This is a genomic window from Amycolatopsis acididurans (assembly GCF_012328925.1).
In the GTDB taxonomy this organism is placed as follows: Bacteria; Actinomycetota; Actinomycetes; order Mycobacteriales; family Pseudonocardiaceae; genus Amycolatopsis_E; species Amycolatopsis_E acididurans.
The window spans coordinates 28,987-50,846 of the sequence record NZ_JAAXLS010000017.1; the positions used below are offsets into that span (position 1 = coordinate 28,987).

Annotated in this window: 20 protein-coding genes; 12 read left to right on the forward strand and 8 right to left on the reverse strand. The window is 69.2% G+C overall.

What is annotated here, in order from left to right:
* Positions 1–58 precede the first annotated feature (58 nt).
* The 4 genes from HFP15_RS22920 to HFP15_RS22935 form a co-directional block, all read right to left on the reverse strand.
* Complete coding sequence (locus HFP15_RS22920; protein WP_168518781.1) at positions 59–1,135, reverse strand: 2-oxoacid:ferredoxin oxidoreductase subunit beta; 1,077 nt, start codon at positions 1,133–1,135, stop codon at positions 59–61.
* Positions 1,132–3,039: a 2-oxoacid:acceptor oxidoreductase subunit alpha gene (locus tag HFP15_RS22925; RefSeq protein WP_168518782.1), complete on the reverse strand. Its 1,908-nt coding sequence runs from the start codon at positions 3,037–3,039 to the stop codon at positions 1,132–1,134. The genes HFP15_RS22920 and HFP15_RS22925 overlap by 4 nt, the downstream gene beginning before the upstream one ends.
* A 149-nt stretch (positions 3,040–3,188) precedes the next feature.
* Positions 3,189–3,953, reverse strand: coding sequence for an enoyl-CoA hydratase (locus HFP15_RS22930; RefSeq protein ID WP_168518783.1), 765 nt, complete (start codon positions 3,951–3,953; stop codon positions 3,189–3,191).
* A gap of 8 nt (positions 3,954–3,961) precedes the next feature.
* The gene (locus HFP15_RS22935; RefSeq protein WP_168518784.1) at positions 3,962–4,408 is read right to left on the reverse strand and encodes an Lrp/AsnC family transcriptional regulator; all 447 of its coding nucleotides are present in this window, start codon (positions 4,406–4,408) and stop codon (positions 3,962–3,964) included.
* A gap of 73 nt (positions 4,409–4,481) precedes the next feature.
* On the opposite strand from HFP15_RS22935, the gene ddaH reads away from it, so the two are divergent.
* The 12 genes from ddaH to HFP15_RS22995 all read left to right on the forward strand — a co-directional run bounded on the left by ddaH (position 4,482) and on the right by HFP15_RS22995 (position 17,326).
* Positions 4,482–5,312, forward strand: a complete 831-nt coding sequence (gene ddaH, locus HFP15_RS22940; RefSeq protein ID WP_246271962.1) for a dimethylargininase — start codon at positions 4,482–4,484, stop codon at positions 5,310–5,312.
* A gap of 231 nt (positions 5,313–5,543) precedes the next feature.
* Positions 5,544–6,782: a class I SAM-dependent methyltransferase gene (locus HFP15_RS22945; protein ID WP_168518785.1), complete on the forward strand. Its 1,239-nt coding sequence runs from the start codon at positions 5,544–5,546 to the stop codon at positions 6,780–6,782.
* Positions 6,779–7,564 (forward strand): sugar phosphate nucleotidyltransferase, encoded by a 786-nt coding sequence (locus HFP15_RS22950; RefSeq protein WP_168518786.1) that lies wholly within the window; start codon positions 6,779–6,781, stop codon positions 7,562–7,564. The genes HFP15_RS22945 and HFP15_RS22950 overlap by 4 nt, the downstream gene beginning before the upstream one ends.
* Positions 7,561–8,208: a PIG-L deacetylase family protein gene (locus HFP15_RS22955; RefSeq protein ID WP_168518787.1), complete on the forward strand. Its 648-nt coding sequence runs from the start codon at positions 7,561–7,563 to the stop codon at positions 8,206–8,208. Before HFP15_RS22950 ends, HFP15_RS22955 begins: the two co-directional genes overlap by 4 nt.
* 3 nt (positions 8,209–8,211) lie before the next feature.
* A complete protein-coding gene (locus HFP15_RS22960; protein WP_168518788.1) occupies positions 8,212–9,234 on the forward strand; it encodes an NAD-dependent epimerase/dehydratase family protein in 1,023 nt (340 codons plus the stop codon).
* Complete coding sequence (locus HFP15_RS22965) at positions 9,231–10,487, forward strand: DUF4910 domain-containing protein (RefSeq protein ID WP_168518789.1); 1,257 nt, start codon at positions 9,231–9,233, stop codon at positions 10,485–10,487. Before HFP15_RS22960 ends, HFP15_RS22965 begins: the two co-directional genes overlap by 4 nt.
* Before the next feature lie 76 nt (positions 10,488–10,563).
* A complete protein-coding gene (locus HFP15_RS22970; RefSeq protein WP_210717743.1) occupies positions 10,564–11,790 on the forward strand; it encodes an MATE family efflux transporter in 1,227 nt (408 codons plus the stop codon).
* Positions 11,787–12,731 (forward strand): glycosyltransferase family 2 protein, encoded by a 945-nt coding sequence (locus HFP15_RS22975; RefSeq protein WP_168518790.1) that lies wholly within the window; start codon positions 11,787–11,789, stop codon positions 12,729–12,731. Before HFP15_RS22970 ends, HFP15_RS22975 begins: the two co-directional genes overlap by 4 nt.
* Entirely contained in the window at positions 12,728–13,891 is a 1,164-nt protein-coding gene (locus HFP15_RS22980) for a polysaccharide pyruvyl transferase family protein (protein ID WP_168518791.1), read from the forward strand. Before HFP15_RS22975 ends, HFP15_RS22980 begins: the two co-directional genes overlap by 4 nt.
* On the forward strand, positions 13,888–14,430 hold the full coding sequence (rfbC, locus tag HFP15_RS22985) for a dTDP-4-dehydrorhamnose 3,5-epimerase (RefSeq protein ID WP_168518792.1): 543 nt from the start codon (positions 13,888–13,890) through the stop codon (positions 14,428–14,430). The genes HFP15_RS22980 and rfbC overlap by 4 nt, the downstream gene beginning before the upstream one ends.
* Before the next feature lie 3 nt (positions 14,431–14,433).
* Positions 14,434–15,738, forward strand: a complete 1,305-nt coding sequence (locus tag HFP15_RS22990; RefSeq protein WP_168518793.1) for a glutamate-1-semialdehyde 2,1-aminomutase — start codon at positions 14,434–14,436, stop codon at positions 15,736–15,738.
* 106 nt (positions 15,739–15,844) lie between these two features.
* The gene (locus HFP15_RS22995; protein WP_168518794.1) at positions 15,845–17,326 is read left to right on the forward strand and encodes a right-handed parallel beta-helix repeat-containing protein; all 1,482 of its coding nucleotides are present in this window, start codon (positions 15,845–15,847) and stop codon (positions 17,324–17,326) included.
* On the opposite strand, the gene HFP15_RS23000 is transcribed toward HFP15_RS22995, so the two are convergent.
* Genes HFP15_RS23000 through HFP15_RS23015 form a run of 4 tightly spaced genes read right to left on the reverse strand, consistent with a single transcriptional unit; the run spans position 17,301 to position 21,847 of the window.
* Positions 17,301–17,981, reverse strand: coding sequence for a phosphatase PAP2 family protein (locus HFP15_RS23000; RefSeq protein ID WP_312871709.1), 681 nt, complete (start codon positions 17,979–17,981; stop codon positions 17,301–17,303). The genes HFP15_RS22995 and HFP15_RS23000 overlap by 26 nt on opposite strands.
* Positions 17,971–19,140, reverse strand: coding sequence for a glycosyltransferase (locus HFP15_RS23005; protein ID WP_168518795.1), 1,170 nt, complete (start codon positions 19,138–19,140; stop codon positions 17,971–17,973). The genes HFP15_RS23000 and HFP15_RS23005 overlap by 11 nt, the downstream gene beginning before the upstream one ends.
* On the reverse strand, positions 19,137–20,336 hold the full coding sequence (locus HFP15_RS23010) for an O-antigen ligase family protein (protein WP_210717730.1): 1,200 nt from the start codon (positions 20,334–20,336) through the stop codon (positions 19,137–19,139). Before HFP15_RS23010 ends, HFP15_RS23005 begins: the two co-directional genes overlap by 4 nt.
* A complete protein-coding gene (locus HFP15_RS23015; RefSeq protein WP_168518796.1) occupies positions 20,336–21,847 on the reverse strand; it encodes a right-handed parallel beta-helix repeat-containing protein in 1,512 nt (503 codons plus the stop codon). Before HFP15_RS23015 ends, HFP15_RS23010 begins: the two co-directional genes overlap by 1 nt.
* Between the last annotated feature and the right edge of the window lie 13 nt (positions 21,848–21,860).

Below are 21,860 nucleotides of genomic sequence, written 5' to 3' on the forward strand. Positions count from 1 at the left end.
AAGAACAAAGAGCCTCCTTTCGCCGCAGCGGAAGGAGGCTCTTTCGTGCTTAGAGGACTCAGCCGACGACGGTCCAGGTGTCCTTGCCGGTGAGCAGGCTTTGCAGGTGGGGGCCCTTGGCGGTGCGGGCATCCTCGACCTGGCTGCGGGCCTGGTCGTCGTAGGTGGGGCGCTGCACCTGCCGGAAGATGCCGGTGGGGGTGTGGTTGAGGTGCTGGTCGCCGATGCGGGAGAGCGCGAAGGCGTACGCCGTGTCGGCAATGGACGGGTCGTGGACGACGATTTCGCCGCCGCTCGCAGTGATTTCGGAGACCTTGCCGATTTCGAAGCCGCCCCAGCCGGTGGTGGTGACGCCGTATTCGCCCTCGCGGCCGAAGCGGATCGGCTCGCCGGCGCGCAGCGGGATGATGCGCTGGGCGGCTTCGTCTTTGTCCTTGAGGACGTCGAAGGCGCCGTCGTTGAAGATGGGGCAGTTCTGGTAGATCTCCACGATCGCGGAGCCGCGGTGTTGCGCGGCGGCGGTGAGGACCTCGGTCAGGCCGGCCTTGTCGGAGTCCAGCGCGCGGCCGACGAAGGTGGCTTCGGCGCCGAGTGCGAGCGAGACGGGGTTGAAGGGGGTGTCGACCGAGCCCATCGGGGTGGATTTGGTGACCTTGCCGGGTTCGCTGGTGGGCGAGTACTGGCCCTTGGTCAGCCCGTAGATCCGGTTGTTGAACAGCAGGATCTTGATGTTGATGTTGCGACGCAGCGCGTGGATCAGGTGGTTGCCGCCGATGGACAGCGCGTCGCCGTCTCCGGTGACCACCCACACCGACAGGTCCGGGCGGGTGGTGGCCAGCCCGGTGGCGATCGCGGGGGCGCGGCCGTGGATGGAGTGCATCCCGTAGGTGTTGAGGTAGTACGGGAACCGGCTGGAGCAGCCGATCCCGGAGACGAACACGATGTTCTCGCGCTTGAGCCCGAGCGTGGGCAGGAACGACTGCACGGTGTTGAGTACGACGTAGTCACCGCAGCCGGGGCACCAGCGGACTTCCTGGTCGGACTTGTATTCCTTGGCCTTTTGCGGCTCGTCGGTGTGCGGGACGAGGTCCAGGCCACCGGTCAGGGTCGGCAGGCCGAGGTCAGTGGCGGTCATCGGGCGACGACCTCCTTCTCGATGATGTCGGTGAAGACGTGCTGGAGTTCTTCGGCCTTGAAGGGCAGGCCGGCGACCTTGGTGTAGGAGTGGACATCGACGAGGTATTTGGCGCGCAGCAGCCACGCGAGCTGTCCGAGGTTCATCTCCGGCACCACGACCCTGTCGTAGGAGCGCAGGATGTCGCCCAGGTTCTCGGGCAGCGGGTTGAGGTTGCGCACGTGCGCCTGCGCGATGGGCAGGCCGTCCTTGCGTACCCGGCGGCACGCGGCGCCGATCGGGCCGAAGGAGGATCCCCAGCCCAGCGCCAGCACGCGGGCCTTGCCGCCGGAGGGGTCGTCCACGACGAGGTCGGGCACCGCGATGTTGTCGATCTTGCGCTGCCGCAGCCGCACCATGTGGTCGTGGTTGTCGGGGTCGTAGGAGATGTTGCCCTTGCCGTCGGCCTTCTCCAGACCGCCGATGCGGTGCATCAGGCCGGGCGTGCCGGGCACGGCCCACTCGCGGGCCAGGGTCTCGGGGTCCCGCATGTAGGGCCAGAACTCGCCCGAGCCGTCGGCCGCGTTCGGTTCGGACGCGAACGTCACGCGCAGGTCCGGCAGGTTCTCCACGTCGGGGATCAGCCACGGCTCGGAGCCGTTGGCGTTCGCCCCGTCGGACAGGATCATCACCGGCGTGCGGTACTTCAGCGCGATCTCGGTGGCCTCGATCGCCGCGGCGAAACAGTCCGCGGGGGACTGCGGCGCGATGATCGGGATCGGGGACTCGCTGTTGCGGCCGTACATCGCCTGCAGCAGGTCGGCCTGCTCGGTCTTGGTCGGCAGACCCGTCGAAGGGCCACCGCGCTGCACGTCGATCACGATCAGCGGCAGCTCCAGCATCACACCCAGGCCGATCGTCTCGCTCTTGAGCGCGATACCGGGGCCCGAGGTGGAGGTGACTCCGAGCGAGCCGCCGTAGGAGGCGCCCAGCGCGGCACCGATACCGGCGATCTCGTCCTCGGCCTGGAACGTGATCACGCCGTAGTTCTTGTGCTTGGACAGCTCGTGCAGGATGTCCGAGGCCGGGGTGATCGGGTAGGTGCCCAGCAGCACCTGCAGCCCGGACTGCTGCCCGGCCGCCACGATGCCGTAGGCCAGGGCGGTGTTGCCGGTGATCTGCCGGTAGGTGCCCGGCGCCAGCTTCGCGGGGGCGACCTCGAACGTCGTCACGAACGACTCGGTGGTCTCGCCGTAGTTCCAGCCCGCCCGGAAGGCCAGGATGTTCGCCTCGGCGATGTCCGGCTTCTTCGCGAACTTCTCCCGCAGGAACTGCTCGGTGCCCTCGGTCGGCCGGTGATACATCCACGACAGCAGACCGAGCGCGAACATGTTCTTGCAGCGCTCGGCGTCCTTCTTGCCCAGCCCCGTGTCCGCCAGCGCACCCTGGGTCAGCGTCGACATCGCGACCTCGTGCACCTGGTACGCCGACAGCGAATCGTCTTCCAGCGGGTTGGCGTCGTAGCCGACCTTGGTCAGGTTCCGCTTGCTGAACTCGTCGGTGTTGACGATCAGCGTGCCCTGCGGCGGCAGATCGGCGATGTTGGCCTTCAACGCGGCCGGGTTCATCGCCACCAGCACATCCGGCCGGTCACCGGGAGTCAGGATGTCGTAGTCGGCGAAATGCACCTGGAACGAGGAGACACCGGGGATGGTGCCCTGCGGGGCGCGGATCTCGGCCGGGTAGTTCGGCAAGGTCGCCAGGTCGTTCCCGAACGCCGCGGCTTCCGACGTGAAACGGTCACCGGTCAACTGCATACCGTCACCGGAGTCACCCGCGAACCGGATGACCACCCGGTCGAGCTTGGAGATCTCGGTGGCCCGGGTGGCCGACAACGCACCGTTGCCGTTGGCACTCGTGCTCATAGGTCAGGGAATCCCTCTCTCCCGACTGACTGTGTCCCCATCGACACTCGTTGCGCCGGGCGCACTTCCGCCGATAGCTCCACCTTACTTCGCCTTTGAAGCCCGCGGATTGCGGTGTGATCCGGCTTACCCGTTACTAACGGTAATGGTTACTTTCTGCGCTTGATCGTCGCCTGCATGGCAGCGAGCCGCCGCTCGAACTCGGCCGAATTCAGTGACTCGAGCTGGGGCACGATTTCAGTGTCCACTGCGTCAAGATGCTCGGCCAGAGGCATGGTCAGCCGCATGGAACGCTTGGTCGCGAGCACGACTTCCCTCGGCGCGTCGGCCGCGGGCCTGGCCAGTTCGAGGGCTGCCGATAGTAACTCTTCGTGAGTTCCATCGACTGTCCGCATAGTGAGACCGGCTTCCAGCGCGCCTTGCGCGTCCAGCGATTGACCGAAGAGCGCCATCGCCCGCGCGCGCTGCGGCCCGACCGCTCGCTGCAGCATCCAGGTGAACCCTCCACCGGGGTGGAGGCCGAGTTCCAGGAATCGGGGAATGAACTTGGCGCGGGGTCCGGCGATGCGCACGTCGGCGGCGAGCGCGAGGTTCATCCCGGCCCCGACGGCGGCACCGCCGACCGCGGCGATGGTCGGCAGCGTGGACTGGGCGACGGCGAGGAAACCCGAGTAGACCGCGCGCAGTCCCTCCTCCCGCGCTTCACCGAGCGCGGTGAGGTCCGCGCCGGCGCAGAACGCGGGCGGGGTGCCGGTGACGATCAGCGCGTGCACGTCCCGGTCCGCCTCGGCGTCGGCGACCGCCTGCTCGAGGTCGGCGGACAACGGGAGAGTGAGCGAGTTTCGCCGGTCCGGGGCGTCGACGGTGATGACGGCGACCTTGCCCACGCGTTCGGCCAGAATCCGTTCGGTCATGCCGAACATCATGTCCCCGGCGTCGGCGGCCGCTCCAGCAGCCTCGACAGCACGACCGTCGAGACGGTCCGGTCGACGATGTCCAGCCCGCGCAGGCGCTCCAAGGCGGTCTCCAGCTGGTGGATGTCGGCGGCCCGCAGGTGCACGATCGCGTCGGCCGCACCGGTGACCGTGTAGGCGGCGACGACCTCGGGCAGCGGTTCGAGGCGGGCGCGGATGCGGGTGGGCGGCACGTTGCCGCGGCAGTGCACCTCGATGAACGCCTCGGTGCCCCAGCCGAGCGCCTCCGGATCGACGACCGCGGTGAACCCGCGCAGCACGCCGGTTTCGAGCAGCCGGTCGACGCGCCGTTTCACGGCGGGTGCGGACAGCCCGACGATCTTGCCGATATCGGCGTAGCTGGCCCGCGCGTTGGCGACCAGGCACGAAACGATTCGCTGATCTATCGAGTTCACACGCAATGTTTAGCAGGTATATCCGCAATGGAGCGTGATTGTGTGTCGCTGAATCGAGCCATACCGTGAAGACATGACACCCCGGGTGCCGCTCGTCCGCCGCTATCTGATGTGCCCCCCGCGTCACTTCGCCGTCGAGTACGCCATCAACCCGTGGATGGACCCGTCGAAACCGGTCGACGCGGGCCGCGCCATGGCACAGTGGGCCGAGTTGCGCGACACGTATCGCCGTCTCGGGCACACGGTGGAGGAGATCGCGCCTCAGCCGGGGCTGCCGGACATGGTGTTCGCGGCGAATTCCGGCACGGTGATCGACGGGCGGGTGCTGGGCGCCCGGTTCCGGGCCGCGGAGCGGGCGGCGGAGGCCGAGCACTTCCGGCGCTGGTTCGTCGAGCACGGGTACCGCGATGTGACGATGCCGTCGCGGATCAACGAGGCCGAGGGCGATTTCGCGTGGACGGGGCGGCTGCTGCTCGCCGGCACGGGATTCCGCACGGATCCGGCGGCGCATGCCGAGGCGCAGGAGGTGCTCGGCGTTCCGGTGCTGTCGCTGCGGCTGGTCGAGCCGCGCTACTACCACCTCGACACGGCCTTGTTCGTGCTCAGCGAGGCCACCGAGAGCGCGCCGGCGCAGATCGCGTACTACCCGGAGGCGTTCTCGGCGGGTTCGCGGCGGGTGCTGGCCCGGCTGTTCGCGGACGCGGTGCCCGCCGACGCCGCGGACGCGGAGTGCTTCGGGCTCAACGGCGTCTCGGACGGGCGCAACGTGGTCCTGCCGCTGGAGGCGACGGCGCTCGCGTCGCGGCTCGCCGACCGGGGGTACGAGCCGGTGCTGGTCGACATCTCCGAACTGCGCAAGGCCGGCGGCGGGCCCAAGTGCTGCACGCTGGAGATCCGCAAGTAGGCCACCCGTCGATCATCCGGCGTAGCACGAACTGGAGGCGCGCGAGTATACCGGCAGCAAGATCGGCCAATGGCCGACCGCTTACTTGCCTGCCCCGGTAAGGTCTGGCGCGCGATGTTGCATTTCAGAATCGGTGGTAGGCGCCAGTGCCGGGCTTTGTAACAACACTCCGGTGGGCCCCGAATCACGTGTGTACGCCCGCCGTGTTCGCGAAGCCTGGGAGCCCAGTCAATGACCACTTGCCGACTCTGCGGTTCGACGAGCATGGAGAGCGTCGTCGATCTGGGCGCGACGCCGCCGTGTGAGCGCTTTCTCACCGCGGAGCAGCTCAACGAGCCGGAGACGACCTACCCGCTGCACCTCGAGGTCTGTACCGATTGCTGGCTCGCGCAGATCCCGCCGCTGATCACGCCCGAGGACACGTTCACGGAGTACGCCTACTTCTCGTCGTTCTCCGAGTCGTGGGTGGAGCACGCGCGCCAGTTCGTGCGAACCGCCACCGAGCGGCTCGGGCTCGATGAGAAGTCCTTTGTCGTGGAGGTGGCCAGCAACGACGGTTATCTGCTTCAACACGTTGTGGCGCAACAGATCCGCTGCCTCGGTATCGAACCGTCGGTCAACGTGGGCCAGGCCGCGAGGGACAAGGGCGTGCCGACGCACACCGCGTTCCTGAGCCAGGAGACGGGTGAGGCAGTCCGCGCCGAGCACGGTCCCGCGAACCTCGTGGTGGCCAACAACGTCTACGCGCACATCCCCGACGTGATCGGCTTCACGCGTGGCCTGCGCGCGCTCGTGGCCGACGACGGCTGGGTCGCGATCGAGGTCCAGCACCTGCTGACGCTGATCCAGAAGATCCAGTACGACACGATCTACCACGAACATTTCCAGTACTACACGGTCGAATCCGCCCGGCGTGCGCTGGCCACCGGCGGCCTGTCCCTTGTGGACGTGGAACTGCTGCCGACGCACGGCGGCTCCATCCGGCTTTGGGCGCAGCCGGTCGAGATCGCGGGGGAGCCGAGCCAGGCGATGACCGACGTGCTGGCCGCGGAGAAGGCAGCCGGCCTGCACGAACTCTCCGGCTACACCGAATTCGCCGCGAATGTGGCCCGTGTCCGCCGGGACCTGCTGCGGTTCCTCATCGACGCGGCCGACGAAGGCAAGACCGTCGTCGGCTACGGCGCGCCGGGCAAGGGCAACACGCTGCTCAACCACTGCGGCATCCGGCCGGACCTGCTCGCCTACACGGTCGACCGCAACCCCTACAAGCACGGCCGGTTCACCCCCGGCACCCGAATCCCCATCCTGCCGCCGGAACGCATCGCCGCGGACCGGCCCGACTATGTCCTGGTCCTGCCGTGGAACCTCAGGACCGAACTGACCGCGCAACTGTCCTATGTGGAGGAGTGGGGCGGCAAGCTGGTCTTCCCCATTCCGCGCCTGGAAATCGTCGAGGTGAAGTCGTCGTGAAAGTCGTCCTGTTCTGCGGGGGCTACGGAATGCGGATGCGCAACGGCACCGCTTCGGATGTGCCCAAGCCGATGGCCATGGTCGGGCCGAGGCCGCTCATCTGGCACGTGATGCGCTACTACGCGCACTTCGGCCACACCGAGTTCGTGCTCTGCCTCGGCTACGGGGCGCACCACATCAAGGACTTCTTTCTCAACTACGAAGAGACCACGTCCAACGATTTCGTGCTGCGCGGCGGGAAACCGCAGCTGCTGTCCACCGACATCGCGGACTGGACGATCTCCTTCGTCAACACCGGCATCGAATCGCCGATCGGGGAGCGGCTGCGCCGGGTGCGCGAGCACCTCGACGGTGACGAGATGTTCCTCGCCAACTACGCCGACGTGCTCACCGACGCGCCGCTGCCGGAGATGATCGACCGGTTCGTCGCCTCCGACGCGGGTGCGTCGATGATGGTCGTGCCGCCGCAGTCGTCGTTCCACTGCGTCGAAATGGACGAGGGCGGGCTCGTCGGCTCGATCACGGCGGTCAGCGAGATGCCGCTGTGGGAGAACGGCGGGTACTTCGTGCTGCGCCAGGACGTCTTCGACCACATCCCGGAAAACGGCGATCTCGTCGCGGACGGGTGTGCCGAACTGGCCAAGCGTGGCAGGTTGCTGGCCTATCCCTACCGCGGTTTCTGGAAGCCGACCGATACGGTCAAGGAACGCGCCGCGCTGGACGAGGCCTACACCAGGGGCGAGCGCCCGTGGGCGTTGTGGGAGCGGGAACGAGTCGCGTGATCCGGCTGGGGGGAAACCGGATCGACCGGGTGGTGGCGCTGGGCGCCCATTGCGACGACATCGCGATCGGTGCGGGCGGCACGCTGCTGTCGATCTGCGCGGCACGGCCGGGCGTGCGAGTGGACGCGCTGGTTCTTTCCGGCGGTGGCAGCGAGCGCGAGGAGGAGGAACGCGCCGCGCTCGATGCCTTCACCCCGAACGCGGGGCTGTCGGTGACGGTGCTGAAGATGCCGGACGGCAGGCTGCCCGCGCACTGGGACGAGGCCAAGTCCGCGCTGGAGGAACTGCGCGGGCGCACCGATCCCGATCTCATCCTCGCGCCCCGCACCGATGATCTGCATCAGGACCATCGCGGCCTGGCCAAGCTCGTGCCCACGGCGTTCCGCGATCACCTCGTACTGGGTTACGAGATCGTGAAATGGGACGGCGATCTCGGGCGCCCGAACGCCTACCAGCCGCTGTCACGTGAAATCGCGGAAAAAAAGGTCGAACTGCTGCAACAACACTACGCCTCGCAGCGACATCGTCCTTGGTACGACAAGGAAGCCTTCCTCGGTCTCGCTCGCATCCGCGGGATCGAATGCAGCTCGCGCTACGCGGAAGGGTTCTTCGTGAACAAGATGATTTTGGGCCTGGAGGGCTGAGCCATGCGAGTGCTGCTGACAGGGCACAAGGGTTACCTGGGCACCGTGATGGCTCCGCTGCTGACGGAGGCCGGGCATCAGGTCGTCGGCCTCGACTCGGGGCTGTTCGAGCCGTGTGTGCTCGGTCCGGTGCCGGCCGATCCCGCCGGGCACACGGTCGACCTGCGCGACGTCACGCACCAGCAGGTGTCCGATGTGGACGCCGTCATTCACCTGGCCGCGCTGTCCAACGACCCGCTCGGCGCGCTCGCGCCGGAGCTAACCTACGACATCAACCACCGTGCCGCTGTCCGGCTTGCCCGGCTCGCCAGGGACGCGGGCGTGCAGCGCTTTCTCTACGCCTCCACGTGCTCGGTCTACGGCGCCTCCGGGGGCAGCGGGCTGGTGAACGAGGACGCGCCGCTGCGGCCGGTCACCCCGTACGCGGAGTCGAAGGTCCGGGTCGAGGACGACCTGCACGAGCTGGCCGACGCCGATTTCACGCCGGTCTACCTGCGCAACGCCACCGCGTTCGGCTACTCGCCGCGGCTGCGCGCGGACATCGTGCTGAACAACCTGGTCGGCCACGCGGTCCTCTCCGGTGAGGTGCTGGTGCTCTCCGACGGCACGCCGTGGCGGCCGCTGGTGCACGCCCGCGACATCGCGCAGGCCTTCGCCGCCGCGCTCGTCGCGCCGAAGGAAGCCGTGCACGACAGGGCGTTCAACATCGGCACCGAGCGCAACAACGTGACCGTCGCGGAGATCGCCGAACAGGTCGTCGAGGCGGTGCCGGGCTCGCGGCTCGTCATCACCGGTGAGGCCGGGGCCGACCCGCGTTCCTACCGGGTCGATTTCTCCCGTTTCCGCGAGGCGATTCCCGGCTTCGCGTGCGAGTGGAGTGTGAAGGACGGCGCGATCGAGCTGGTCGACGCCTACCAGCGGTACGGGCTGACCACGGCGGACTTCGAGAAGAAGTTCACCCGGCTGGCCTGGTTGCGCGAGCGCCGCGAAGCCGGCGCCGTCGACGAGACGTTGCGGCACGCATGAACGGCGCCCAGATGCACGCTCTGGTGGAGCGTCTGTACCCGTTGTGCCGCAGCATCACCGGCAACGGGGTCCGCCGCACGCTGGAGATCGTCGGCGAGCACATCCCGCTGGAGATCTTCGAGGTGCCCACGGGCACCGAGGTCTTCGACTGGACGGTGCCGCAGGAGTGGAACATCCGCGACGCCTACATCGCCGACGCCTCCGGCAACCGGGTGGTGGACTTCCAGCAGTTGAACCTGCACGTGGTCGGCTACAGCACCCCGGTGTCGGCGAGGATGACGCTGGAGGAGCTGCGGCCGCATCTGCACACATTGCCCGAACACCCGTCCTGGGTGCCCTACCGCACCAGCTACTACGCGCCGAACTGGGGTTTCTGCCTCGCGCAGGACACCCTCGACGCGATGCCCGACGGCGAGTACGAGGTGTGCATCGACTCCACTGTGGAGGATGGCTCGCTGACTTACGCCGAGCACGTGGTGCCGGGCCAGGTCACCGACGAGGTGATCATCTCCTGCCACACCTGCCATCCGTCGCTGGCCAACGACAACCTGGCAGGCATCGCGGTCGCGGTGGCACTCGCCCAGTCGCTGGACAACCCGTACTACACGTACCGGTTCCTGTTCATGCCGGGCACGATCGGCGCGATCACCTGGCTCGCGCGCAACCACGAGCGCATCGGCAAGGTCAAGCACGGTCTGGTGCTCGCGTGCGCCGGTGACCGGGGACAGCTGACGTACAAGAAGAGCCGCCGCGGGGACGCCGACATCGACCGCGTGCTGCGGTACGTGCTCCGCGAGCGGCAGCACAAGGTCGTCGATTTCTCGCCGTACGGCTACGACGAGCGGCAGTTCTGCTCGCCCGGCTTCAACCTCGGCGTCGGTTCACTGTGCCGCACGCAGTACGCGGGCTACCCCGAGTACCACACCTCGGCCGACAACCCGGATTTCGTTTCGCCGCAAGCGATGGAGGACACGCTGGCCGTCTGCCGGGAAGCGTTTTCCGTGCTCGACCGCGACCGGCGTTACGTCAACCTGAGCCCGTACGGCGAACCACAGCTGGGCAAGCGCGGACTCTACGACTCGCTCGGCGGGCGCAGCGACGCCAAGGAAACCCAGATGGCGATGCTGTGGGTGCTCAACTTCTCCGACGGCGAGCACAGCCTGCTCGACATCGCGCAGCGTTCCGGACTGCCCTTCGACAGCGTCGCGGCGGCGGCACGGGCCTTACAGGGCGCGTCCCTGATCAAGGAGTGAGGTCATGGCCGCGGTCACGGAAGGAAGCCAGCGCGGCAGACACCGCCTGACGCGGCCGCGGCAGGGCATGCGCGCGATGGCCGGACGGCTCAGCTGGGGCCTCGGCGACCAGGCGGTGTCCAGCCTCACCAACTTCGCCGTCGGGCTCTACGTCGCCCGCTCGCTCGGCGCGACCGCGTTCGGCGTGTTCAGCCTCGCGTGGGTGACCTACGGCGTGATCATCAACGTGTCCCGCGGCCTGGCCACCGACCCGCTCATGGTGCGGTTCAGCGGCGTCGCGGCCGACGCGTGGCGGACCGCGACGGGGCGCGCGACCGGAACGGCGCTGCTGGTGGGTGTCGCCAGCGGCGTGCTGAGCGTGCTCGCCGGGCTGGCCATCGGCGGCGCGATCGGGCTCGCCTTCGTGGGCCTCGGCATCGTGCTGCCCGGCCTGATGCTGCAGGACGCGTGGCGGTTCGCGTTCTTCGCCTCGGGGCACGGGCGTAAGGCGTTCATCAACGACGTGGTGTGGGGCATCGCGCTCGCCCCGGCGATGCTGCTCGCCGCGAAGAACGGCACCGTGCTCGGGTTCGTCATCGCGTGGGGTGCCTCCGGCGCGGTGGCGGCGGTGTTCGGCGGTTTCCAGGCGGGTCTGCTGCCGCGGCCGTCCGCGGCGCTGGGCTGGATGCGGGCACAGCGCGACCTGAGCTTCCGCTATCTCGTCGAGAACGTCAGCAACAGTGGCGCCTCGCAGATCAAGTCCTACGGGCTGGGCGCGATCGCGGGCCTGGCCGCGGTCGGCACGGTGCGCGGCGCGGAGCTGTTGCAGGGCCCGTTCCAGGCGTTGCTGATGGGACTGTCGCTGGTGACGGTCGCGGAGGCCGCCCGTGTCCTGCGCAAGTCGGGGCGCCGGCTGTGGCAGTTCTGCCTGCTGCTGGGCGCGGGCCAGGCGGCCGCGGCGCTGCTGTGGGGCATGGCGCTGCTGTTCCTGCTGCCCGAATGGGTCGGTGTGCACCTGCTCGGTTCGGTGTGGCCGGGCGCGTCACAGCTGATCGTGCCGACCACGTTCTCGGTGGTGGGCGCGAGCTTCTCCACCGGGGCCGCGTCCGGGCTGCGCGCGCTGGGCCAGTCGAAACGAAGCCTGCGCTCGCAGCTGTTCTCGTCGCTGCTCTACGCGTCGTTCGCGCTCGCGGGCGCCGCGGCCGACGGTGCCGTCGGGGCGGCGTGGGGCACCGCCGCCGCCACCCTCACCGGTTCGATCCTCTGGTGGTTCCAGCTGCGGCTGGGGCTGCGCCAGTACTCCGCGGAAATGAGGACCTCATGACCACCGTCCCCCGGCTCAGCGTCGGTCTTCCCGTGTACAACGGCGAGGACTACCTCGCGGAGGCGCTCGACGCGCTGCTCGGCCAGACCTTCGAGGACTTCGAGCTGGTCATCTCCGACAACGCCTCGTCCGACGGCACGGAGGAGATCTGCCGCACCTATCTGGCCAAGGACTCGCGCATCCGGTACCTGCGGCTGGAGCAGAACATCGGCGCGGCGGGCAACCACAACTACGTGTTCGGCCAGTGCCGGGGCGAGCTGTTCAAATGGGGCTCGCACGACGACCTCTACGGCCGCGATCTGCTGAAGCGGTGCGTGGAGGCGCTCGACGAGCGGCCTTCGGTGATCCTCGCGCACGTGCACAACGCGGTCATCGACGGGGAAGGCAACGTCACCTACCCGTTCGACTACCGGCTGGAGACCGACTCGCCGCGGGCGCCGGTGCGGTTCCGCAGCCTGCTGTTCGAACCCGGCGGCGACGACTTCTACGGCGTCATGCGCGCCGACGTGCTGCGGCGGGTCAAACCCCACGACAGCTACCACCACGCCGACCGCACGTTCGTCGCGGAGATCGCCCTGCACGGGCCGTTCCACCAGGTGCCGGAGCTGCTGTACTTCCGCCGCGACCACCCGGGCCGCGCGGAACGGGCGAATCCCACGCTGCGCAAGCGCTGCGCCAACCTCGACCCGAAGCGCGCGGACAAGCTGCGGCATCCGATGGTGCGGCTGCTCGGCGAGTACGTGCTCGGTTTCGTCGGCGCGATCCGGCGCGCGCCGCTGTCCGCAGCCGAGCGGACCGAGTGCTACCGCTACCTGCTCGAATGGGCCACGAGCCGGGCGCGCGGCGGCGGGGGCGAGCGCATCGAGGACCGGGCTCCGGTCGACTTCCAGGAGTTCTCCATCGACGACATCGTCGCGGGCCGGGAGGGCCGGGTGCGATGAGCAGGATCGGGCTGTTCGGGTTGCTCGGATCGGGCAATCTCGGCAACGACGGATCGCTGGAGGCGGTGCTGCGGTACCTGCGCACCGAGCATCCCGATGCCGAACTGCACGCGATGTGCGGCGGTCCGGCCGCGGTGTCGGCGCGCTTCGGCCTCGACGCGGTTCCGCTCAACTGGTACGGCGGCGAGTACCGGACGGCGTCCACCGTGCGCTCGATCGCGGCGAAGGGGCTGGGCAAGCTCGTCGACGTGGTCCGCACGGCCGCCTGGGTGCGCAGGCAGGACGTCGTGATCGTGCCGGGCATGGGCGTGCTGGAGGCCACGCTTCCGTTGCGGCCGTGGGGATTTCCGTACTCGCTGCTGCTGTTGTGCGCGGCCGGCAGGCTCATGGGCACGAAGGTCGCGCTGGTGAGCGTCGGGGCGAACGTCATCAACGACCGGGCCACCCGCGCGGTGGTGAAGCTCGCGGCGCGGCTGGCCTCGTACCGGTCCTACCGCGACGAGATCTCGCGCGACGCGATGCGGGCCATGGGCGTGGACACGTCACGGGACGACGTCTACCCGGACCTTGCCTTCGGGCTTCCCGTGCCGTCCGCGGCCGCCACCCCGGGCACCGTGGGCGTCGGCGTGATGGCCTTCCGCGGCGGCAACGACGACCGTTCGCGGGCCGAGGAGATCTACCGTTCCTACGTCGACGGGATGACACGCTTCGTCCGCTGGCTGACCGAGAACGGCAGGCAGGTGCGGCTGTTCAGCGGCGATGAGGTGGACCGGCCCGTGGTGGACCAGATCGTCGCCGAGACCGGGGCCACCGCCTCCCAGGCGTCCTCTTTGGACGATCTGATGCGCGAGATGGCGGCGGTGGACGCCGTGGTCGCCACGCGCTACCACAACGTGCTGTGCGCGCTGCGGGTGTGCCGCCCGACGATCTCGGTGGGTTACGCGGCCAAGAATCAGGTGCTGCTGGCGGAGATGGGGCTCGGCGAGTTCACCCACCCGGCGCGCTCGGTCGACGCCGCGCAGCTCATCGAGCAGTTCATCGAGCTGGAACGGCGCTCGGACGAGCTGAAACAGACGCTGGCGCAGCGCAACGCCGTGTCCGAGCAACGGCTCAAGCAGCAGTTCGCCGCATTGTCCGCGATTGTCGAGGGGAAGCCATGAAAGCGATTCCGGTGCCGGCGATCTCCGGCGCGCACCTGTTCGAGCCCACCCCGCACGTCGACGAGCGCGGGTTCTTCAGCCGCACCTTCGACAAGGAGGTGATGCGCTCGGTCGGCATCGATCCGGACGGTTTCGTCCAGGACAGCGTGTCCCGGTCCCGCAAGGGGGTGCTGCGGGGTATGCACCTGCGCTCGGGCGCGGGCGAGGCGAAGCTCGTGCGCTGCTCCTACGGCGAGGTCTTCGACGTCGTCGTCGATCTGCGGCCGGACTCTCCGACCTTCCGCAACCAGGAGTACTTCGAGCTGTCCGGGCAGACCCAGGTGTCGCTCTACATCCCGGCGGGCTGCGCACACGGGTTCCAGGCACTGACCGATCCGGCGGACGTGTCGTACCGGATCGACCGCGAGCACGATCCCGCCGAGGACGTGACGATCGCCTTCGACGACCCGGAGCTGGCCATTCCGTGGCCGCTGCCGGTCACCATGATGTCCGAGCGGGACCGGCTGGCGCCTTCGCTCGCCCAGGTCTTAGGGAGATGACCCATGCGGACCGGTGAGCTACCCCGATCGTGCGCCGCGAACGAGCGGCTGCACGCGCTGATCCCCGGTGGCGGGCACACCTACGCCAAGGGGGAGGACCAGTTCCCGGAGGGGCTGGCCCCGGTGATCACGCACGGCCGCGGCGCGCACGTGTGGGACGTCGACGGCAACGACTACATCGAGTACGGCTCGGGCCTGCGGGCGGTGAGCCTCGGCCACGCGCATCCACGCGTCGTCGAGGCGGTGCGGCGCGAACTCGAGCGCGGTTCGAACTTCGTCCGCCCCTCGGTCCTCGAAATCGAGGCGGCGGAACGTTTTCTGGCCACCGTGCCGACGGCGGAGATGGTCAAGTTCGCGAAGAACGGGTCCGACGTGACCACGGCCGCGGTCCGCCTCGCCCGGGCGCACACCGGGCACACGCGGGTCGCGGTCTGCCGGGAGCAGCCGTTCTTCTCCACCGACGACTGGTTCATCGGCACCACCCCGATGGACGCCGGCATCCCGGGTCAGCCCACGATCTCCTTCCCCTACGGCGATCTCGCGGCGACCGAGCAGGTGTTGCGCGGCGGGGATGTGGCGTGCCTGATCCTGGAGGTGGAGACGCAGACCGCGCCGCCGCCGGGATACCTCACCGGGCTGCGGGAGCTCGCCCACCGCTACGGCGCACTGCTGATCTTCGACGAGATGATCACGGGTTTCCGCTGGTCGGAGGCCGGTGCGCAGGGGCTCTACGGGGTCCAGCCGGACCTGTCGACGTTCGGCAAGGCCCTCGGCAACGGTTTCGCCGTGTCGGCGCTGGCCGGAAGACGCGAGATCATGGAGCTGGGCGGGCTGCGCGACCCGCGGGAGCGGGTGTTCCTGCTGTCGACCACGCACGGGGCGGAGACGCATTCGCTGGCGGCGGCGATGGCGGTGATGGACACCTACGCCGAGGAGGGGATCATCGCGCGGCTGCACGAGCTGGGCGGGCGGCTCGCGGACGGGGTGCGTGCGGTCGCGGCCGGCATGGGTGTCGCCGACCACGTCCAGGTGCGGGGCCGGGCGAGCAACCTCGTGTTCGCCACGCTCGGGCCCGATCTGCGGCCCTCGCCGCAGTACCGCACGTTGTTCATGCGGCAGCTGATCACCGGCGGCGTGCTCGGACCGTCCTTTGTGGTCAGCAGTGCCCTGTCCGAAGAGGACATCGACAGAACGGTGGACACGGTCGCGCAGGCGTGCGCGGTCTACCGCAAGGCGCTCGACGCGGACGACCCAGCCGCCTGGATGGGCGGGCGCGCGGTCAAGCCGGTGTTCCGCAAGTACGCGTAGGTGTGGAATTCACTGACCGGCGCCGCACGCTGATCATGCGATGGCGCAGGCAGTCCGCGCTTCCGGGTGATCTCATCGCGGCCGCGGGCTGCGTAGCTTGTGCCGCATGGTTCGTGGCCTGTCGATCCTGACCTGCGCTGTGCTGCTCTCGCTCGGGCCGACTCCGGTCGCGGCCGCAGCCCCTGCCGGCGCGGTGTGCGATCACCTGCCCGCGACGGCTCCGGCCGCGCCCGCCGGGGCGGTCGTGGTCCGTGCGGCGGACAACGAGCTGGCGGTGCGGACACAGGAAAGCCCGCCGGGCACGACGTTCTGGCTCGGTCCGGGCACGTACACGCTCGGCGGCGATCCCTACGGCCAGGTCGCGCCCAAGGACGGCGACACCTACCTCGGCGCGCCCGGTGCGGTCCTCGACGGGCGCGGGACCCTCGACGGGCGCGGGACGAACATGGCCGCGTTCACCGGGCGGGCGCGGGATGTCACGATCCGCGGGCTGACCGTGCGCGGGTTCGCCGCCCCACAGGACCAGGGCGTGGTCAACCACGACTCCGGCGACGGCTGGGTGATCGAGAACAACACGATCGAGGACAACCGCGGCGCCGGGCTGATGGCCGGGGCGCGGCAGGTCGTGCGCGGCAACTGCCTGCGTGACAACGGCCAGTACGGGCTCAACGCCTACCAGTCGTGGGACGGGATCACCGGGCTGGTGGTGGAGGGCAACGAGATCGCCGGCAACAACACCGACGACTGGGAGACGCGGGTGCCCGGCTGCGGGTGCAGCGGTGGCGCGAAGTTCTGGGCGGTCAACGGCGCCGACATTCAGCACAACTGGGTGCACGGCAACCACGGTCCTGGCTTGTGGGCCGACACGAACGACAACGATTTCCTGATCGTGGACAACACCATCGAGGACAACGACGCCGAGGCGGTGTTCTACGAGATCAGCTACAACCTCGTGCTGCGGGACAACGTGTTCCGGCGCAACAACATCGTGGCGGGCAAGGCCCGCGCCGCGCGGGGCGACAACTTCCCGTCGGCGGCGGTCTACCTCTCCGAGTCCGGAGGCGAGCCACGGGTGCCCGCCCGCACGTCGTCGGTGCAGATTTCGGGAAACACGTTCGAGGACAACTGGTCGGGCATCACGTTGTGGGAGAACGCCGACCGGTTCTGCGACAGTCCGGCCAACACGTCCTCCGGCTACTGCACGCTGCTGGTGCGGGACCGTTCCACCTGCGTCCAGCCGGGGATCGCCACCCGCCCGCTCTACGACGACTGCCGGTGGAAGACCCAGCGCGTCGCGATCACCGGCAACACCTTCCGCGTGTCGGACGCCCTGTGCGGGGACGGCTTGTGTGCCCGGATGGCGATCCTGTCCAACTACGGCAGCTACCCGGACTGGTCGCCGTACCGGGGCACGGTGGTGCAGGACGCGATCCTGTCGCAGGGCAACGTCTGGCGCGGCAACACCTACTCGGGTACGTGGACGTACGTGCCGCACGACACCTCGCGACGGGTGTCCGCCGCCGAGTGGCAGTCGGCCTACGGGCAGGACGCGTGCAGTTCCTTCACCGGCGCAGCACCGTCGTGCTGAGCTTGTCCACGGCGAGGGCGACCGGCGGCGCGATCGCGAGCGCGGTGCAGAAACCGCCGACGGCGTCGGTGACGTAGTGCGCGGAGAGGGCGACCTCGCCCCAGCCCATGACGACCGCCGCGAGCAGCGCGAGGCCGAGAACGAGCACGGTGCCGCGCACCGCGCCGAGCGCGAGCCGTCCGGCCAGCAGCATCCCGATGACCAGCGCCATCGCCGTCGCGAACGCGGTGTGCCCGCTCGGGAACGACAGGTACACCTCGTGGATCCGCCTGCCGACGACCGGTTTGAGCAGGGTCGTCGCGGCGACGGTGAGACCGGGCCCGGCGACGACCAGCAGCGCCGACCGTGGGCGCGCGGCCAGTACGAACGCGACCGTGAGCACGACGAACACGATCGTGGATCCGGCCGGCTCGCCGAGGAAGTCGATCGCGTTGGCGAGGTACCAGACCGCGCCGTGCAGCCACACGATCGGCGCCGCCCACTCGTCGTCCACCGCGCCGGCGTGCGCGATGCCCAGCACCAGCACGACGATCGCGGCGAGCCCGGCCGTGACCGACAACGGCAGGCGCAACGGGCGCGGCATCGCCGGCGGCGCGGAGGCAAGGTTCACGCTGGGCACAACGGGTCTGCGCCGCTGGTCGTTGCTAGGCGCCACGAATCGCCTCGTCGTATCCGGCGAGCAGTCGGTCCAGGCCCACCGACGGGGTGAAGTCCTTCTCGTACCGCACGCGGGCCGCCTCGCCCATCTCGCGGTTGCGCGCGGGCTCAGCGGCGCGACGGAGCGCTTCGGCGAGTGCGTGGGCGTCGCCCGGGTGGTACAGCAGGCCGGAGACCTTGTGCTCGATCAGCTCGACGAACGCGCCGTGCGCGGGCGCGACCGCGGGTACGTCGGCGGCCATCGCCTCCACCACGACCAGTCCGAACGCCTCCAGCCAGGCCGAGGGGGCGACCACCGCGACCGCGTTGGCCATCAGGCGTTGACACTCCTGTTTGCCGCGCAGGCCCAGGTAGTGGACGTCGGGACGGGCTTGTGCCCACTGGGCGACCTCGTCCTGCAGCGGGCCGGCGCCCGCCAGCACAAGGGGGACCCCGGTCGAGGCGCGCTCCCACGCCCGCATCAGCACGCGGACGCCCTTCTCCTCGCTCATGCGGCCGAGGAACAGGAAATGCTCGCCGGGCAGGGAGCGGCGCAGGCCGGGATCGGGGATGAAGTTGTGCTTCACGGTCATCCGCGATTCCGGCATTCCCGCCCGCACCAGCAGCCGGCGCTGGGCGTCGGAGATGCAGAAGAACCGCGAGATGCCCGTCCACCAGCGGCGGCGGTTCATCGCGACGCTCAACGCCATCGGCGCCGTGGCCAGGCGCGACGAGCGATAACAGCCGTGCGCCAAGGCGGGCAACGGCTGCCTGCCCACGCATTCGCCGCAGATCTCGCCGTCGCGGAACAGCGTGCCGGGCGGGCACACCATGCCGTAGTTGTGCAGCGTCGCCACCGCGGGTACGCGAGCGTCCTGACACGCCGCGACGACCGACGGGGACAGCAACGGGAACGTGTTGTGGATGTGCACCACATCCGGCCGCTCGCGCCGCAGTTCCGCGGCCAGATCCCTGCGGCTGGCGGGGTTCCACGGCACCCGCAACGGGACGGCCCCCTTGGCGGGCAGCGACATCGACGCTATGTCGTCGCTGCGTCGTTCGAACAGGCGCACGTCGTGGCCGGCCGACCGCAGCAGGTCGATCTCCTGGTCCACGACGTGGTTCTCGCCGCTGGGCTGCTCCGAGCGATAGCGGTTGTGGACTACCAGAACTCTCACGTGGTCTCCCGACTCGGCGTGGCCAGCAACGACGCGGCCACCGCCAGGTGCAGCAGGTAGGGCGAGGCGTCCCCGAGCCCGGCCTCGGTGTAGGACGCGGAGATGCAGTAGGTGATCAGGAACAGCGCGCAGGCGCGGGCGAGCGAGGGTGGCCGCAGCAGCGCGACGAACACGAGCACCAGCAGGAACGCGGCGACCAGCAGCACACCGACGTAACCCTGCTCGTGGAACACGGCCAGCCAGCTGTTGTCGATCGGCAGACCGTTGTAGGACTTGTCACCGAGGCCGACGCCGAACAGGCTGTCGCTGACCGAGCGCGGCGCCGAGAGCAGGGCGTCCCACACCTTCGCGCGGCCGGTCAGGGTGGAGAAGTTGTCCTGGCTCTGGCCCCGCAGGAACCACGTCTGCAGCAGCGAACCCAGCGCGATCGCGGAGAACCCGGCGAGGAGCAGCAACGCCGTGAACACCTTGCGGGCGCGGGCGTTGGTCAGGGTGAGCGATCCGATCGCGACGAGCAGGCCGATGATCAGCCCGAGGGTCGCGGTGCGGGTGTGGGTGAGCATCAGCAGCCCGATCGCGGGAATCGCGACGATGAGCGCGCTCTTGCGGTCGGTCCGGCGCCCGAGCCACAGCAGCAGCGCCAGTCCCGCGATGACCGCCGCGTACTGCGCGACCTGCGGCGGCGTGAGCGGCCACACCGCGCCCGAGAGCCGGCCGCCGTAAATGGCGGGCAGTGCCTTGCCGGGCGCGATCACCAGCCCCACCGCGACGGTCACCAGTACGACGCCGTACGCGCGGATGTGGTGCCGGACGAACGTGAAGCCGCCGTCCCACCAGCGCGTGAGCAGCCACAGGGTGCTCACGAACAGCGACAGCCGGAAGCACCGGAACAGCGCTCCGAGCCCGGACTCCAGGTGCAGGCTCGACACGATGCTCACCACGAGCAGCAGCGTGAGCAGAAGCAGGTAGGCGCTGGGCCGGATGCGGAGCCTCAGATTGAGCACGAGCGCGATCGCGAACGCGATGACGAGCGAGCCCATCGTGACGAGCTGCATGACCGAGCGCGGGAACGGGATGACGGTCTGTGCGCCCGTCGAGCCCAGCGTGTTGAGGATCAACAGCCCCCACGCCACGGCCACGGCCCGGGGAGTCCGGACCGGGGTGGCGAGTTCGGGTTCGAGCCGGACCGTGGCCATCAGCCGGACCCCCTCGTGAAGACGCTGCCCATATCCTGTTTGGAGTCGGCGGCCTGCCACGCCGTCCGGTCCAGCACGTTGCTCGTGTCGTGCACCATGAACGTCCACGGGCCGAGATAGGTGTTGTCGTGCCAGCGGTTGTTCTGGTGGGAGGTGACCGCGTCCGCCACGACGTCGTTCTTGTACGGCGACCAGTCCGGATAGGTCCCGTAGTTCGACAGCAGGCCCATGCGGCCGCACGTCACCTCGCAGCCGATCGCCTTGGTGTCGAGGACGAACCGGTTGTCGTGGATGTCGACGTTCTGGGTCTTCCAGCGGCAGTCGGAGTACAGCGGCGGCGAGGCGATGCCCGGCTGGGCGCACCTGGCCTGGTCCGGCACCAGGAGCGTGCACGTTCCGCTCGAGGTGTTCGCCGGGCTGTTGCAGAACCGGTCCGCGTTCTCCCACAACGTGATGCCGGACCAGTTGTTCTCCAGCAGGTTGCCCTCGATCTCGACCTTCGCCGTCCTGGCCGGGATCCGTGGTTCGCCGCCGGACTCGGAGATGTAGATCGCCGCGACCGGGAAGGCGTCACCGCGGTCGGTGTACTTGCGCCCGTCGGCCCAGTTGTTGTTGCGCAACGTGTTGTTCCGGATCGTGGCGTTGTAGCTGATCTCGTACTCGATCGCCGGGCCGTCGTTGGCCTCGAACAGGTTGCCCTCGATGAGGAAGTCGTTGTTGTTGGTGTCCGCCCACAGCCCGACGCCGTGGTTGCCGTGCACCCAGTTGCCGCGGATGTCGGCGCCGTTGACACTCCAGAACTTGACGCCGCCCGTGCAGCCGCAGCCGGGGCTGCGGGTCTCCCAGTCGTCGGTGTTGTTGCCGCTGATCTCGTTGCCTTCCACCACGAGCCCGGTGATGGTGCCGTCACCCTTGTACGCGTTCATCCCGTACTGGCCGTTGTCGCGAAGGCAGTTGCCGCGCACCTGTTGCCGCGCGCCGGCCATGAGGGCCGCGCCGGCGTTGCGCTGGATGGTGTTGTGCTCGACCACCCAGCCGTCGCCGGAGTCGTGGTTGACCACGCCCTCGTCGTGGGGTGCGACGAAACCCTGCACGGTGAGGTGCTCGATCTTCACGCCGGAGGCGTGCCCGGTGAAGGCGTACTGGTTGACCTTCCTGCCGTCGAGGACCGCGCCGGGCGCGCCGAGGAACGTGTCGCCGTCTTTCGGGGTGACCTGCGCGTACTGGTCCGCGCCGAGCGAGTGCGTGCCGGGTGCCAGCCAGAACGTCGTGCCCGGCGGGTTCGCCCGCGTCTTCGCGACGAGATCACCGGGCACCGCCGGATCCACGGTCACGGCCCGGGCCGGCGGCGTCGCCGGCCCGGAGGGCTCACGGTCGCACACGGCCGCCGCCGACGCCGCCTCGGCGGTGACGCCGGGGCTCGCGGGTGGAGTGTCCTGTGTGGACGTCGAACTGCACGCGACGAGCACGGCGGGACACAGCAGCAGCGGTAGCCAGCGGAACCTTCTCACGAGCCCGACCTCG

Bases quoted from the DNA above. Each gene is read 5' to 3' on its own strand.
- HFP15_RS22980 (WP_168518791.1), top strand. From the start codon at position 12,728: ATGAGCAGGATCGGGCTGTTCGGGTTGCTCGGATCGGGCAATCTCGGC.
- HFP15_RS22945 (WP_168518785.1), top strand. From the start codon at position 5,544: ATGACCACTTGCCGACTCTGCGGTTCGACGAGCATGGAGAGCGTCGTC.
- HFP15_RS22930 (WP_168518783.1), bottom strand. From the start codon at position 3,953: ATGACCGAACGGATTCTGGCCGAACGCGTGGGCAAGGTCGCCGTCATC.
- ddaH (WP_246271962.1), top strand. From the start codon at position 4,482: ATGACACCCCGGGTGCCGCTCGTCCGCCGCTATCTGATGTGCCCCCCG.
- HFP15_RS22960 (WP_168518788.1), top strand. From the start codon at position 8,212: ATGCGAGTGCTGCTGACAGGGCACAAGGGTTACCTGGGCACCGTGATG.
- HFP15_RS22920 (WP_168518781.1), bottom strand. From the start codon at position 1,135: ATGACCGCCACTGACCTCGGCCTGCCGACCCTGACCGGTGGCCTGGAC.
- HFP15_RS22965 (WP_168518789.1), top strand. From the start codon at position 9,231: ATGAACGGCGCCCAGATGCACGCTCTGGTGGAGCGTCTGTACCCGTTG.
- HFP15_RS22925 (WP_168518782.1), bottom strand. From the start codon at position 3,039: ATGAGCACGAGTGCCAACGGCAACGGTGCGTTGTCGGCCACCCGGGCC.
- HFP15_RS22970 (WP_210717743.1), top strand. From the start codon at position 10,564: ATGGCCGGACGGCTCAGCTGGGGCCTCGGCGACCAGGCGGTGTCCAGC.
- HFP15_RS22990 (WP_168518793.1), top strand. From the start codon at position 14,434: ATGCGGACCGGTGAGCTACCCCGATCGTGCGCCGCGAACGAGCGGCTG.
- HFP15_RS22995 (WP_168518794.1), top strand. From the start codon at position 15,845: ATGGTTCGTGGCCTGTCGATCCTGACCTGCGCTGTGCTGCTCTCGCTC.
- HFP15_RS23010 (WP_210717730.1), bottom strand. From the start codon at position 20,336: ATGGCCACGGTCCGGCTCGAACCCGAACTCGCCACCCCGGTCCGGACT.
- HFP15_RS22975 (WP_168518790.1), top strand. From the start codon at position 11,787: ATGACCACCGTCCCCCGGCTCAGCGTCGGTCTTCCCGTGTACAACGGC.
- rfbC (WP_168518792.1), top strand. From the start codon at position 13,888: ATGAAAGCGATTCCGGTGCCGGCGATCTCCGGCGCGCACCTGTTCGAG.